The sequence below is a fragment of the Amycolatopsis sp. NPDC039088 genome, assembly GCF_055598845.1.
In genome coordinates, this window is record NZ_JBVKAE010000057.1 from 23,883 (window position 1) to 38,620 (window position 14,738).

The 14,738-nt window shown below is 69.4% G+C and carries 13 protein-coding genes; 6 read left to right on the plus strand and 7 right to left on the minus strand.

Annotation, left to right across the window (positions count from 1 at the left end):
- Positions 1–118: 118 nt before the first annotated feature.
- From ACZ7KI_RS40460 to ACZ7KI_RS40480, 5 genes are all read right to left on the minus strand, one after another.
- Complete coding sequence (locus tag ACZ7KI_RS40460) at positions 119–778, minus strand: pentapeptide repeat-containing protein (RefSeq protein WP_470278300.1); 660 nt, start codon at positions 776–778, stop codon at positions 119–121.
- 79 nt (positions 779–857) lie between these two features.
- Positions 858–1,034, minus strand: a complete 177-nt coding sequence (locus tag ACZ7KI_RS40465; RefSeq protein ID WP_037313578.1) for a CsbD family protein — start codon at positions 1,032–1,034, stop codon at positions 858–860.
- A 41-nt stretch (positions 1,035–1,075) separates the two neighbouring features.
- A complete protein-coding gene (locus ACZ7KI_RS40470) occupies positions 1,076–1,495 on the minus strand; it encodes an ATP-binding protein (protein WP_470278301.1) in 420 nt (139 codons plus the stop codon).
- 85 nt (positions 1,496–1,580) lie between these two features.
- Positions 1,581–1,787: a hypothetical protein gene (locus ACZ7KI_RS40475; protein WP_470278302.1), complete on the minus strand. Its 207-nt coding sequence runs from the start codon at positions 1,785–1,787 to the stop codon at positions 1,581–1,583.
- 44 nt (positions 1,788–1,831) lie between these two features.
- Complete coding sequence (locus ACZ7KI_RS40480; protein WP_470278303.1) at positions 1,832–3,106, minus strand: MFS transporter; 1,275 nt, start codon at positions 3,104–3,106, stop codon at positions 1,832–1,834.
- 86 nt (positions 3,107–3,192) lie between these two features.
- Between ACZ7KI_RS40480 and ACZ7KI_RS40485 the strand changes: the two genes are divergently transcribed.
- Entirely contained in the window at positions 3,193–3,603 is a 411-nt protein-coding gene (locus ACZ7KI_RS40485; RefSeq protein WP_470278304.1) for a helix-turn-helix transcriptional regulator, read from the plus strand.
- A gap of 64 nt (positions 3,604–3,667) precedes the next feature.
- Complete coding sequence (locus ACZ7KI_RS40490; RefSeq protein WP_470278305.1) at positions 3,668–4,198, plus strand: EF-hand domain-containing protein; 531 nt, start codon at positions 3,668–3,670, stop codon at positions 4,196–4,198.
- Positions 4,199–5,114: 916 nt separating this feature from the next.
- Here the strand turns inward: ACZ7KI_RS40490 and ACZ7KI_RS40495 are convergent.
- Positions 5,115–5,750 carry a helix-turn-helix transcriptional regulator gene (locus tag ACZ7KI_RS40495; protein WP_470278306.1) on the minus strand — a complete coding sequence of 212 codons (636 nt, stop codon included), beginning with the start codon at positions 5,748–5,750 and terminating at the stop codon, positions 5,115–5,117.
- Between the two features lie 73 nt (positions 5,751–5,823).
- Positions 5,824–6,081 (minus strand): hypothetical protein, encoded by a 258-nt coding sequence (locus ACZ7KI_RS40500; RefSeq protein ID WP_470278307.1) that lies wholly within the window; start codon positions 6,079–6,081, stop codon positions 5,824–5,826.
- Positions 6,082–6,274: 193 nt separating this feature from the next.
- On the opposite strand from ACZ7KI_RS40500, the gene ACZ7KI_RS40505 reads away from it, so the two are divergent.
- Genes ACZ7KI_RS40505 through ACZ7KI_RS40520 form a run of 4 tightly spaced genes read left to right on the plus strand, consistent with a single transcriptional unit; the run spans position 6,275 to position 14,645 of the window.
- Positions 6,275–8,266, plus strand: a complete 1,992-nt coding sequence (locus ACZ7KI_RS40505) for a BTAD domain-containing putative transcriptional regulator (protein WP_470278308.1) — start codon at positions 6,275–6,277, stop codon at positions 8,264–8,266.
- Positions 8,267–8,324: 58 nt separating this feature from the next.
- Positions 8,325–11,978 (plus strand): BTAD domain-containing putative transcriptional regulator, encoded by a 3,654-nt coding sequence (locus ACZ7KI_RS40510; RefSeq protein ID WP_470278309.1) that lies wholly within the window; start codon positions 8,325–8,327, stop codon positions 11,976–11,978.
- A gap of 16 nt (positions 11,979–11,994) precedes the next feature.
- The gene (locus ACZ7KI_RS40515) at positions 11,995–13,254 is read left to right on the plus strand and encodes an ABC transporter substrate-binding protein (protein WP_470278310.1); all 1,260 of its coding nucleotides are present in this window, start codon (positions 11,995–11,997) and stop codon (positions 13,252–13,254) included.
- On the plus strand, positions 13,251–14,645 hold the full coding sequence (locus ACZ7KI_RS40520) for a GH1 family beta-glucosidase (RefSeq protein WP_470278311.1): 1,395 nt from the start codon (positions 13,251–13,253) through the stop codon (positions 14,643–14,645). The genes ACZ7KI_RS40515 and ACZ7KI_RS40520 overlap by 4 nt, the downstream gene beginning before the upstream one ends.
- Positions 14,646–14,738 lie beyond the last annotated feature (93 nt).

Below are 14,738 nucleotides of genomic sequence, written 5' to 3' on the forward strand. Positions count from 1 at the left end.
CCAGGCGCCGTCCCCGCTCCCGTCAGCCGGTCCGGACCCACGCCGGGGCACGCCACGTTTGGGTTACCTCTCAATAAGCATCACCGGAGAAGGGCGGCCGGTGTCGTGACGGCGAAGCTCAGCCGATGACCGACAAGCCGCTCTCGGCCGCGATGATCCCCGCGACCGAGACGGCTTGCTCGCTCGTGATCTTCGCGCCACGCAGCGTCAGCAGGCCCCGGACGCCGGACAACCGCGAACCGCGGAGATCGCATCCGGTCGCGCCGCTCGCCGCGAATTCCGTATCGGTGAACTCGCAGTCCACAAAGGTCAGCCGGGACAGGTCGCCGGAGAACACCGTCTCCTGGAACGAACATCCGGCGAACACGACCGCGCTCTTCACCCGGACCACGTCCACCGAGGCGTAATCGAACCGCGTGTTCTCGACGTAGAGGTCGGTGGCTGAACCGAGCGAAACACCCAAGCCGATCGCCCGGCAGCGAAGGATTTCGACGCGGCGCGCCGTCAGTTCGCGGATCGCCGCGTTGGACAGGTCGACGCCTTCGAAGACCACATCGGACAGCGTCAACCGGTCGAGCCGGGCGTTCGCCAGGTTCACATCCGAGACGAGGGAGTGCACGATCTCCCCGCCGCCGCGGACTCCGTCCTGGTCACCGCCATCGAGATGAACGGAGTCGAAATCGAAATCGCCCTGGAGCGACGCGGGCTTGCGCTCGAGCCCGTCACGTTCGACTGAGGGCCGTCGTACCTTGACGCCGTCGAACTCGCGGAACTCCATGAGCGGGACCGTACCGCAGCGACCTGCCCGTCAGACGAAGAAGGGCCCGCCCGAAGGCGGACCCTCATCGGCCACTCGCTCAGTCCCGGACGCCCTTCACGGCGTCCTTGATCTTCTCCCCGGCCTGCTTCACGTTGGCCTTGCCCTGCTCGGCCTTGCCTTCGGCCTGCCACTGCTCGTTGTCCGTGGCGTTCCCGACGGCTTCCTTGGCCTTGCCCTTGAGTTCTTCCGCCTTGTTCTCGGCTTTGTCGTTCATCAGGCCTCCGTTCGTAGTCGTCCGGTGCCTCCGGATACCCCTCAGAACGGCTCCGAAACGGCCTCGGGGTAGGCGAGTTCGGCCCACACGGTCTTGCCGTCGTCGCGGACTTCCTGACCCCACGCCGAGGAGCAGGCGTCGATGAGGGCGAGACCGCGGCCACCGTTCTCCGACGGTGGACGGGGGGCGGCGGGCGTCCTTTCGGCGTCGTCGACGTCGATACGCACCCGGCCGGGCGACCGCGTCAGCCGCACCCGCCGCGGCGACTTCCCGTGCCGGAGCGCGTTGGAAACCAGTTCGTCCAGCACCAGGATGGTGTCCGCCATGGCCTCTTCAGTGAGGTCGGCGAGTTCCGCACGGGCCCAAGCCCGGACTCGCGCGGACTCGGTGACGTCGGCGCCGACGTCCAGCGTCAGGCACTCGACCTGGCCACCGGTCCGCGCGGCTTGCTCGGTGGACACGGGGGACCTCCATGTTCTCCGCGACCCGTCGGAAGGGTCACACCCACCTATGTACCCCGAACACGAAGATCCTAACTTTCCACCTTCATCGCTCACTCCCCGTGTGACCGCACGGGTAGACCGTCTTCACGGCGAGGGCTTCGCACGACGGGCAATTGTTCACCGGCCGCTCGCGACGGCCCCAGAAGGGATGGGTGGCACCGCAAAGCGCGGTGACCGGGTCGCCACGGCCGGGATCGGGGTTGCAGACGGGACAGTAGGCATGCGCCGCGCGCTCGATTCCGGCGGTCATCCTTCCCCCTCCGTCCAGGGCTTCAGGTCGTCGTGGTCATGGTCTCACGCCGCGCGCGTCCGGTGGGGCGGATTCGGCGGACTCGCCACCGGCTCGCTCGCCCCGTCCCGAATCGTCCGCAAGGGCTTGACCAGGACGAATGCCGCCCCGCAGCAGATGATCGCCGAGGCGAGAACCAGTCCAGGCAGAACACCGAACACCGTGCCGCCGAGGCCTCCGGCGACTCCACCGAGGGTCGCGGTGCCGAACACCACCGAAAGCGCGGTCCCGTTCACGCGCCCCATCATCTCCGGCGGGGTGATCCGCTGGACCAGGCTGAGCACGAGAATGTTGAAGACCGAGTCGGCGAAACCGATGAGCAATTGGCTCACGATCAAGGTGGTCATCGCGGCGCCTTGCCCGCCGACGGGCAGCACCAGGAAACCCAGGCCGGTCACGAAGATCGACATCGCCAGCGTCCGGCCGAGAGTGAGCCCGCGGACGATCGCCCCGGCCGACACCGCCCCCAGGATGAGCCCGGCGGTGCCGATCGCGAACGCGAGGCCGACGGCGCCCGGGTTCAGTTTGCCGTGGTCGTAGGCGAAGACCAGCACGAGTGTGTTCGCCGTCGCCACTCCCAGATTCACCGTCGTGCTCGCGAACATCAGATTGCGCAGCCGCGCGTCGGACAGCAACATCGCGAGGCCCTCCTTGGCCTCCCTCAGCGCCGAACGCGGCTTGTCCGGCTTGATCGCGAGTGGTTCGCGGTGACGCATCAGCACCAGCGACACGAGCGAGACGAGGAACGACAGCGCGTCGGCCAGGATCGCCAGTGCGGCGCCGAGGATCTGCATCAGCCCGCCCGCGGTGGCCGCGCCACCGACCTCGGCCACCGCCCGGGAGGTCTGCAGCCGTTCGTTGCCCGCGACGAGGCCGTCCGGTCCGGCGAGCACCGGCAGATAGGACTGGGCGGCGACCTCGAAGAACACCGTCAGCACACCCACCACCCCCGCGACGACGAACAAGTGGCCGAGCGCGAGCACGTCGAACACGTAGGCGACCGGGATGGAACCCATCGCCACCAGCCTGCCGATGTCGGCGAGGATCATCGTCCGCCGGTTCGAGACCCGGTCGACCCACACGCCCGCCACCGAACCGAGCAGCACGAACGGCAGGAACCGCAACGCGGCCAGCAGGCCGACGTCCCAAGCGGTTCCACCGACGCCGAGCAAGGCGACGGTCGGCAGCGCGATCCGCGAAACCTTGTCCCCGAAAGCGCTGATCGTCTGACCGATCCACAACCGCCGGAAGTCGCCGGGAAACGCGAACGGTGAAGGCATGAAAGTCCAATCGGAGAAGGGAAAATCAGCCTAAGATCCAATAGACGTCAGAGCCGGGTCGGTTATTCGAACTCGAGGGAGCGGAAATGCCCCAGCGGCTGGTCGGTTCCGGGGGGATCGCGGGGATGACCCAGTTGCACCAGGCGGCGCCCCTGGTCGAGCGGCAGCACGCGATCATCGAACTGCTGCGGGTGCGCGCGCCGCGCCGGGTGGCAGGCGCGGACCTCGCGACGGCGACCGGGGTGAGCCTGCGGACCGTGGAGCGCGACATCACCCGGCTGCGCGAGGCGGGCGTTCCCATCACCATCCACCGCGGACCTCGCGGTGGTTACCGCATCGACGCCCGGTCCGCGCTTCCGCCGATTTCGCTGACGCCGGGCGAGGCTTCCGCGCTGATCGCGTCGCTGGTCGCCGTCGGCCCGTACACCTCGGCGGTGGCGCAGTCCGCGCTCGGCAAGGTCCTCGGCGCGCTCACGGAGGGCGCCGTCCCCCGTTAGTGGCTCACCGTGGCCCTGAATGGCCGATGTGTCACTACGGCATCCGGCCCTATCGTTCGGACGCATGGCAAGCGACTTGCAACGGCGCAAGATCTCGGGGGTCTTCGCCGCGATGGACGTCGACGGTGACGGTTTCCTTCAGGAGCAAGACTTTCAGGCTCTCGCCGAGCGCTGGGCGCGGCTGCGGGGCCCGGGTGACGAGCGACGGCTGACCGGCATCATGCTGAGCTGGTGGTCGACGTTGCTGGCCGCCTCGGATCTCGACCGTGACGACAAGGTCTCCCTCGACGAAGTCCTGCTGGTGGTGGACAAGCTGCCGGACACGCCGGAGGCCGTGACCGCGACGGCCGACGCCATGTTCGAAGCGATCGACGAGAACGGGGACGGCCTGATCTCCGCGGCGGAGTACCGGCGGATGATCGAGGCCTGGAACGGCCGCCCCACCGACACCGACACCACGTTCCCGCTGCTGGACTCCGACGGCGACGGCATGCTGTCGCGGGCCGAGTTCGCCGCGCTGTGGCTGGAGTTCTGGGCGGGCGACGACGCCGAGGCGCCGGGGACCCTCGTGTTCGGACCGCTCGCCGTGTCGTGAGTGATTTCAGGTCGTTCTGGCTGCCCCCGATTCGCAACACCGAGCCGACCCAAGCCAACGCCACGAAGAAACCCCACCGGCAGGAAGTCCGTGAAGGCCTCCTTCCCTACCTTGAGAGTCAGGGTCCCGGCGAAGTCGCATAACTGCTGGTCGGCTCCATTACCAGAGCGGGTCAAGGCGAACGTGTCGTGGCGTACCCGGCGGGAGCGGATTCACCCAAAGGGGCCTCACCTGGCTCCCGACTGTCCATCAGGACACATCTCGAGACAAATGTGCCCGATTTGGGCCAGTTGCGGGGTGTGACGAGGGGGTCGTGAGTGATTTGGGGTCATTCTAGCCCTCATTAACACTCACGACCCCGCACGGAAACGTATAGAGCGGCATCAATCGGACAGTCGATCGGCTGGCGGTGTCCCTTGTGGACACCGAAGCCCGCTGGTGCCCAGAATCAAGCTCCGCCACCGCCACCGGTGCGCGCGACCCGTGACAGTGCAGGAATAGTCGCCTGACCTGCAAGTTCTCGACTTTGCCAGTACCCTGACGCTCAAGGTCAGGGTCCCGGCAAAGTCGGGATCGTGCAGGTCGGTGACCTCTTGGTCATGGCGCAGGCCGACGTCTATGAAGGAATTGGGACGTTGAGTGGCCCAATTCCTTCATAGACACGGGGTCGTACCCGGTTGCGAAGCTTGATCAACAGAGTTTCAGGGGCATGCCCCTGAACCCGGTGCACCTCGAGTGTGGAGGATTTGGGACCTTCACCGTCCCAAATCCTCCACACTCGCACCCCACAGGCATCAGCGATGCCACATCCAGACCACCAAGAGCCGCACTGACCAACGTCCTCCCGACTTTGCCAGAACCCTGACGCTCAAGGTAGGGAAGGAGGCCTTCACGGACGACCCACTCACGAAGGTGCTCAGATGACGCCCGCCCGCACCGCGTAGGCGACGGCGTGCGGCCGGTTGCGCAGGTTCAGCCGTCCGGTGATGCCCTGGATGATGTGCTTGACGCTGCGCTCGGAGTAGCTGAGCTCCCCGGCGATCTCGACGGTGTCCTTCCCGTCCGCCATCAGGCGCAGCACGTCGATCTCCCGTGTGGTGAGCCCGGCGGTGTTGACGCCCATCGGGTCGAGCACCTCGCGTTGCATCCGTTCGACGTGTTTGAGCAGTTCGCCCAGCAGGCTCGGCGGGAGCACGCCGCCGCCGGAGGCCGCCGCGTGGACGGCGTGCGCCAGCCGGTCACCGGTCGTCGCGGCGCGCGGGAGCACCGCGACCACGCGGCATTCGATGGCCGGTACCAGTTCCGCCTCGCCGATCTGGCTCACCACGAGCACCACCGGCTTGCCCGCCTCAGCGGCCAGCCGTCGCAGCCACAGTACGGTCTCGGGCGTCAGCCGCTCGGCGGCGGCGACCAGTACGTCGACGTCGGCGCGCTGCTCCCAGTCCCGGATCTCGATCCTCTGGCGCGTGGCCAGCTGGCTGGCCAGGCCGGCACTGGTGATCGGATCGGGCGCGTGCACCGCCACGGTGATCTCTCGGGTTTCGGTGTCCACGTTCGTCCCCTCCGCTTGCTCCGTCCCCCCAGTCGGATGGGACACAGTCTGCGAAAGGGCTCTTCACGAATTCTCACCGAGCCGTGGAGGACTTCGTGGCCAGCTGAAACGCCTCCACGTACTTGGGCAATTCGCCCAGGATCTCCCGGAGCCTGCCTTCGTGGCCGTCGAAGCCGGGGTCGGCGAGCCGGGCGTACCCGAAGGCGAGCGTCCGCTGCAGCTCGGCGATCCGGGCCTCGGCCTCGTCGGCGTCCAGCACCAGCCTGCCGCTGTAGGCGAGGTCGAGCAAAACGTCACCGGCGAACCACTCGTGATCCTGGCCCACCGCCACCGCCCTACTCTTGCCACCGGTTCGCCCCAGCATGCGCGGCCGCGTACGTGCTCACCCGGCTCCGGACGACTTTCTGCCCCTGCGAACGTCCGGTTTGCCCAGCCGGGCTCGATTGCGGGCCCCGGAGCGGCACGACTAGGGTTTCCCCGGGCAGGATGATCATTTCGGAAGTCGGGCGCACAGGCGGCAGGTCATGGACGAGGTTCCCTCGCTGACGGTCCGGCTGCTGGACGGTGTCGCGGCGATGCAAGGTGACGCCGAGATCGCCCTCGGGCCCGCTCAGCGGCAGGCGGTCTTCGCCACGCTCGCCCTGCACACCGGTCAGGTCGTCTCCCGCCAGGAGATCATCGACGCCGTCTGGGGAGAGAACCCTCCCGGCAGCGCCACCGGCATCGTCTACAACCACGTGTCCGCCCTGCGCCGCGCCCTCGCTCCCGCCGGCAAACCGTTGGCCGCCAGTCGCGCCGGCTACTGCCTCGACGTGGCGAAACAGCAGGTGGACGTCCACGTCTTCGAAGCCGCGCTGGACCAGGCCCGCGCGCATCGGCTCGCCGACGCGCGTCACCGGGAACTGGAGTCGCTGCGCGCCGCGCTCGGCCAGTGGCGGGGTTCCGCGCTGGACGGGATCCCCGGTCCGTTCGCCGAAACCCAGCGCGCCCGGCTGGACGAACTGCGCCTGTACGCGCTCGAACGCCGGGTCGAGATCGAACTGGACCTTGGCGGCCACCGTGAACTCGCGGACGAACTGGCCATGCTGGTCGAGCGGCATCCGCTGCGCGAAGGTCTGCACCGGATGCTGATCACGGCGTTGTTCCGGTCCGGTAAGCAGGCCGAGGCACTCGCCGCGTTCGACCACGCCCGCGAGACGATCGTCGAGCGGTCCGGCCTCGAACCCGGCCCCGAACTGCTGGCCCTGCGGCAGCGGATCGTGGACGACGACCCATCACTGCGCCACCATGACCAGCCGGAACGGCGGATGCCCGAACGGTCGTCCGCCTTCGTCGGCCGCGAGGTCGAATCGGGCAGGCTGCGCCAGCACCTGTCCGCCTTGCTGGACGAGGGCCGCGGCGGCACGGTGTGGCTGGACGGCGAGGCGGGCAGCGGCAAGAGCGCGCTACTGGCGGAGGCCCTCGCCCCGGTGCGGAACCGGACGCGCTGGGTCGAAGCCGACGAACTGACCAGCGCCGTCCCGTTCGGTCTCATCGCGGACTGCCTCGGCGGCGAGGCGGTCGAAGATCTCGGCAGGACGGTCACCGAACTGTGCGAAGACGGGCCGCTGGTGCTCGTCTTCGAAGATCTGCACTGGGCGGACGAGGACAGCCTGCTCGCCTGGCAGCAGCTCCGCCTGCTCACCGGGCATCTGCCGCTGCTGCTGATCGGCTCCGCGCGCCCGCTCCCCCGGCGCCACACCCTCGACGTCCTCCGCTCGCGGCTCGACGGCGAGATCGTCTCGCTGCCGCCGTTCGACGGCCCGGCCGTCGCCGCGCTCGCGGAGGAGACCCTGGCCAGGAATCCCGGCGAGGAATTCCTCCGCTTCGCCGCCGAATACACCGCGGGCAACGTCGGCTACCTGTGTGAACTGTTCGCCGAATTCGCCGACGGCCGCGACATCACCACCGCGCCGCACAGGGAGCTCGCCGACCTGGTGGAGGCCCATCTCGCCACGCTTTCCCTGCCGTGCAAGCGAACACTGAACTCGGCCGCGCTACTCGGCTCGACGTTCACGGTCGCCGAGCTGGCAGGCGTCACCGGCCGCGAACCGCGGACGCTCGACGGAGCGGTCGAAGAGGCCGTCGCCGCACACGTGCTGGAAACCGAGGGGGAACGTCTGCGGTTCCGGGTCCCGCTGGTGCGTTCGGTGTTCGCCGCGAACACGCCACCGGCCATCCGCGCCGTGCTGCATCAGGAGATCGCCGCGACCATGGTGGGTTCCGGGGCGCCCGCGGACCGCGTCGCCGAGCAATTGCTCCAGGCAGGTGACGACCTGACCGCGGGATGGATCCCGCGGTGGCTGCTCGACAACGTCGGCGCGCTGCCGGCCGGGCCCGCGGTCGAGCTGCTCCATCTGCTCTCACACCACCGGAATCTCACCGAGGAGCAGCACGAGAGGCTCACCGCCGAACTCGCCGCCTTGCTGCTGCCCGAAGCACGGGTGCGCAACCGAACCGCCATGAGGACGTCCTAAACTGCGTGGCACAGTAGTAGACCGGCCACTTTCGGTGATGACGGGAAAGGGAGCCGGCGTGACGAACGGGCTGCGCGTCGAGCTGCTCGGGCCGCCTCGCGCCTGGATCGACGACGTCGAGCTGAGGCTCGGCCCCGCCCGCCAGCGCGCGGTCTTCGCCACCCTCGCCGCGCGCCGCGGCCAGGCGATCTCGCTCGGCGAACTGATCGCCGCCGTCTGGGGCGAATCGGCGCCTGCCAGCGCCACCGGCAGTGTGCACACCTACGTTTCCGGGCTGCGCGGGGCGATCCGCGAGGCGGGTGGCGCCGCGCACGAGATGCTGCACTCGGCCGGTTCGAGCTACGTGCTGCGTTTGGACGGGGAAGCTCTCGACGTCCGCCGGTTCGAGCAGGACACCGCCGACGCCCGGCGGCTCCTCGCCAACGCGGATCAGCGCGGCGCGGCGGCGCGGCTCACCACCGCGCTCGGCCGTTGGCGCGGCGAGGCTTATTCCGGGGTACCCGGTCCGTTCGCCGAAACCGAGCGTGTCCGCCTCGCCGAGCTCCAGCTGAGCGCCACCGAAACACGGGCCGCGGCGCTGCTCGGCGTCGGCGACCACCGTGAACTCGTCCCCGAGCTGACCGCGCTGGTTCAGCGCCATCCGTTGCGCGAGTCGCTCTACGAGGCGCTCATGCGAGCGCTGTACGCCGGAGGGCGGCGGACCGAAGCGCTGACCGTCTACCGCGACGCCAGGCAGGTACTCCGGGACGAACTCGGCGTCGAACCCGGCGCCCCGCTGCGGGAACTGCACCAGCGCATCCTGAACGGCACCGAAAAGCCGGTCACCGGACCGGAACCGGCTCCGGTGCTCATCGTGCCGCCGCCGGTGGCCAAGGCCATCGACCGCGGTGGTCCCGCGTACCTGCCCGGCCGCAACCGGCAGGTCGGGCGGCTGGCGGGATTCGTCACCGACCTGCTCGCCGGACGCGGCCGCCCCGTCTGGCTCGAGGGCGAACCGGGCATCGGGAAATCGGAACTGTTGATCGCCGGGCTGTCGAGCGCCGCGGCACGCGGCTGCCAGCTCGCCTGGACCGCGGCCGACGAACTCCAGCAGCGATTCCCGCTGCAGGTCATCATGGAATGTCTCGGGGTGCACCACGGTTCGGCGGATCCAGCCAAGGCCAGACTGGCCGGCGTGCTGCACGCCGAACCCGCGCACGGCAACTGGGGCCCCGCCGACCCGGTTCCGTCCACTGTGGACAAGCTACTGGCATTGGTCGACGAGACCTGCGCGGCGGGACCGCTAGTGCTGGTGATCGACGACCTCCACTGGGCGGACGAGGCCAGTGTGCTGCTGTGGCAGCGCCTCGCCGCCGCCACCCGTCAGCTGCCGTTGTTGCTCGTCGCCGCCACGCGCACTGGGCACGGCAGACGGGATCTGGCGCGGCTGCGTCGCGGGATCGAGGCCAGGGACGGCGAGATCATGCCGGTCGAGGTGCTGACCGACGACGAGATCGCCGCCGTGTTCGAGGTGATCCTCGGCGCGAAACCGGGGCAGAGCCTGCGCCCGCTGGTCCGCCGTGCGGCCGGGAACCCGCTTTACGCCAGGGAAATCGCGCACGACCTGGTCCGGACCGGCTCCTTGCGGATCGAGGCAGGTGTGGCCGAAGTGACCCTGAACGGCACCGAGAACGCACCGCGATCGTTGCTCGCCGCGGTGGGCCGCACGCTGGACTGCTTCGACCCGGCCACGACCGAGATCCTGCGCACCGTTTCGCTGCTGGGCGCGGAGTTCGCGGTCGAGGATGTCGCCTCGCTGACCGGCAAGACTCCGCTGGAGGTCCTGCGGGACCTCGAACCGGCCACCACCGCCGGGGTGATCGAGTACGCCGGCGACAAACTCGCCTTCCACCATCCGTTCCAGCGGCAGGCGCTCTACGACGGCATCGCCGGACCGGACCGCGCCGCGCTGCACCGGCGCGCGGCCGAGGCGCTCGCCCGCGGCGGAGCGCCGATCAAACGCGTCGCCGAGCAGCTGGCGGCCGAACCGGCGCCGGTCGACCCGTGGCTGGTCGGCTGGCTCACCACCCACCACGTCGCGGTCTCCAACCGCGCGCCGCAGATCGCGGTCGACCTCCTCCGCGGCGCGCTCGCGAGCCAGGTGCCCACCCGCGAGCAGCGGGAAACCCTGATCGCCGCGCTGGTCCGCGTGCTGTTCCGGCTCGAAGAAACCCCGGAGGCCGAAGCCGGGCAGGCGGTCGAGGTGGTCCGTGACAAGGCGGATCTGGCCGAGATGCGGCATATCCTCGCCGCGCTGCGGTACCGCCGCGGCGAGACCCCAGGGGCGATCGAGGCACTCGCCGACACCGCGGACGATCCGTCGATGCCGGAGCTGTGGCGCACCAGGACCCGGACGCTGCTCGCCAACTTCCGCCGCGGCGACCTCGCCGATCTCGACGAAACCGCCCGGATCGCGCGGAATCTGCACGCCGAAGCCACCGAGGCGGGCGATCGCTACCCGGCCGCGCACGCGCAGCAGACGCTGTGGCTCGTGCACTCGATCCGCCGCGAGCACGACCGCGCGCTGATCGCGGTCGACGCCGCCCTGGAAACCGTCGGCGACGAAGCGGAACTGGCGACACTGCGGTTCGACCTGCTCGACAACCGCCTTTTCACCTTGCAGAACCTCGACCGGCTCGACGAGGCCGACGCCACGCTGCGCGCCGGGTACGAAACGGCCGCGCGGCACGACCTGCCGACCGGCCCTCAGGTCTCGGCCGCCGTGCACTACTTCTGGACCGGCCGGTGGGACGAAGCGCTGGCCGAGCTGGACTCGGTGACCGAAGACGGCCCGGCGATCACCTTCAACGGCGTACGTGACGAGGGCGCCGCCGCGCTGCTGCTGCACGGTGTCGCCGCCCTCATCGCGGGACACCGGGACGAACGCGTCTCCGTCCGCACGCATCTCCACGCGGCCGAGGCGCATTCGCCGTCGAACCCCGCCGAGCGCGAGAGCTGCGACTTCTACCTGGCGGCACAGGCGATGGCAGCCGAGCAACGCGGCAGGCTCGACGACGCGCTACGGCTGTTCGCGCCGGTCCTGCGCCCCGACTACGCCCGGATGATGCTGCGCCACCAGTGGTTGCCCGACGTCGTCCGCGTCGCGCTCGCGGCGGGGAACGACGACGTCGCACAGCAAGCGCTCGCCGTCTGCGCCGAGGAAGCGAGTCAGGAGACCGTTCCCGCCAGGGCGACCGCCGCGGCCGACCGGTGCCGGGCGCTGATCGACGGCGATCCCGAAGGTGTGCTGGCCGCGGCCGATCACTACCGCGAGGTCCGCCGCCCGATCGAACTCGCGGCCGCGCTGGAAGACGCCGCCGAACTGCTCGGCCGGGCGGGCTACCTCGAATCGGCCACCCGCGCGCTCACCGAGGCGTGCGAGGTGCTCGGTCCGGTCGGCGCCACCTGGAGCATCCGCCGGGCCGAGAGCAGGCTTCGCCGCTACGGCGTGCTGAGCCGTGCCGAGCGGGGTCCCCGGAACGCCGGGACGCTCTCGCCGCTGGACCTGCGGGTCGCCCGGCTGGTCGCGGCGAAACTGTCCAATCCGGAGATCGCCGCGGAACTGAGCCTGCCGAGACGGACGGTGCAGTCGCTGGTGTCCCGGGTGCTGACCAAACTGCACGCCGACTCCCGCCTGACCGTCGGCGAGCAGCTCCCCAGACGGCTCGCGTGAACGACCGAGGAGAATCATGACCCGCCTGCTGGCCGGACTGACGGCCGTCGTGTTGCTGCTCACGGGCTGTTCCGGTGCGGCGGAACCCGGTGGCCCGATCAAACTCACCGTCGCGACCTTCGGCGAGTTCGGCTACGAGAAGCTCTTCGACGAGTACGAAAAAACGCATCCGGGGATCACGGTCGAGGGCCGGGTCGCCGACTTCGAGACGCATCACCGGCAACTCGCCACCGGTCTCGGCGCGGGACGCGGCACCGCGGACGTCGTGGCCATCGAGGAGCAGTACCTCCCGAAATTCCGCCAATCCACGGACAAGTTCACCGATCTTTCCGAATTCGGCGCGCAGGGCCTGCGGAATGACTGGCCTGCCTGGAAATGGGATCAGGGCACCGCCGACGGCGGGAAGTTCGTGATGGGCCTCGGCACCGACATGGGCAGCCTCGCCCTCTGCTACCGCCGTGACCTGTTCGCGAACGCCGGGCTGCCGACCGACCGCGACCAGGTGGCCGCGTTGTGGCCGACCTGGGAGAAGTTCGCCGAAACCGGTGCGCGGTTCAGCGCGAAGACACCGGAGGTCAAGTTCGCCGACTCGGCGGGGACCATCTACACGGCGATACTCAACCAGAGCGAGGAAAACTACTTCGCCAAGGCCGACGACACCTTCATCGCCGACACCAACCCGAACGTGCGCAAGGCTTTCGACCTGGCAGGCGGGATGGCGTTGAAGAAGGAGACCGCCGCCGTCACCACGTTCACGCAGCCGTGGACGGTGGCGATCAAGCAGAGCCGGTTCGCCGCCATCACCTGTCCCGCCTGGATGCTCGCCCAGATCGAACAGGCGGGCGGCCCGGAACTGGCAGGCAAATGGGACGTCACCCCGGTCCCCGGCAAGGCGGGCAACTGGGGCGGGTCGTTCCTGACCGTCCCGAAACAGGGCGCGCACCGCAAGGAGGCCTACGATCTCGCCGTCTGGCTCACCGCGTCCGCACAGCAGAAGCGGATCTTCCTCGACAGCGGTCTGCTGCCGAGCGCGCTGGACGCCTATCAGGACGGCGCCGTGCTGTCCCACACCAGCAAGTACTTCAGCGACGCGCCGGTCGGCAAGATCTTCGCCGCGTCCGCCGAAGCCCTGCGGCCGAACTACCGAGGCCTGCGCGACGGCGAGGTGCGGCCGGTGTACGGGCACGCGCTCGGCCGGGTCGAAGAGGGCAGGCAGCCACTCGACCAGGCCTGGGCCCAGGCCGCGACCGAAGGCCGCGCCGCGGCGGCGAAATGAACGGCGACGGCGTCACGCGCCGGTTTCCGGCCGGGTTCCGCTGGGGCACGGCCACGGCGGCGTACCAGATCGAGGGTTCGACGACGGCGGACGGTCGCGGACCGTCCATTTGGGACACTTTCGCCGCGCGGCCCGGCCGGGTGGCCGGCGGCGCCACCGGCGACCCGGCCTGCGACCACTACCGGCGCTACGAGCAGGACATCGGCCTGCTGACCGAACTCGGCCTGCCGTACTACCGGTTCTCCATCGCGTGGTCGCGGATCATGCCGGACGGCCGCACGATCGAACCACGCGGACTGGCGTTTTACGATCGCCTTGTCGACATGCTCCTGGAGCGCGGGATCACCCCGATGGTCACGCTGTATCACTGGGATCTGCCGCAGGCGCTGCAGGACGAGGGCGGCTGGCCCCACCGTGATCTCGCCGTCCTCTTCGCCGACTACGCGCAGACCGTCCACAAAGCACTCGGCGACCGCGTCCGGCAGTGGACCACGATCAACGAGCCGTTCTGCTCCGCCTTCGTCGGCTACGGCAACGGCGATCACGCGCCGGGAATCCGGGACGAAGGCGCCGCGCTGGTCGCCGCGCACAATCTCCTGCTCGCGCACGGCCTTGCCACGCAGGCGTTGCGCGCCGGCGGTGGCGAACAGGAAGTGTCCATCGTGCTCAACTTCGCCCCGGTCCTGACCGAGGTGGACGACGCCGCACACCGCGAGGCCGCGCGCAAATTCGACTTCCTGCACAACAGGTTCTTCCTCGACCCGCTGCTGGGCCGCGGTTATCCGCCCGAACTGCTGGCCGATCTCGCCCATCTCGGCACCCTCGAACCGGCGATCGCCGACGGCGATCTGGAGACCATCGCCCAGCCGCTGGACGTCCTGGGCGTCAACTACTACGCGCCTGTCCGCGTGGCCCCGCTCGACGATCCCGAGGCCGACAGCAACTGCCCGCTGCCCGGGCTGCGCGGCATGGACGTCCGGCCGCCACGCGGCGAGGTGACCTCGCTCGGCTGGGAGCAGCGGCCGGAGTCGTTCACCGATCTGCTGCTGTGGCTGCACGGACACTGCCCGGGCCTGCCGCTCGTGATCGCCGAGAACGGCGCCGCGTTCGAGGACGAGGTCGTCGGCGGGCGCGTGCACGACACGAAACGTGTGCGGTACTTCGCCGAGCACCTCGCGGCCGTGCACGACGCGATCGCGCGCGGTGCCGACGTCCGCGGCTACCTCGCCTGGTCGTTGCTGGACAATTTCGAATGGGCCATGGGGTACACGAAGCGGTTCGGTCTCGTGCACGTCGATTTCGACACTCAGGAACGGGTGCTCAAGGACAGTGCCCGGTTCTTCGCGGAGGTGGTGGCGCGCAACGGGCTTTCAGCCCGCTCCCGCATTTAGAGGCTGTCTTTGAACCTGTCTAGGTGGTCCTGGCCCGCTTTTTTGGGCGGGTCAGGCGCCTGGTCATCATAGTGATCATGGAGATGTTGATGA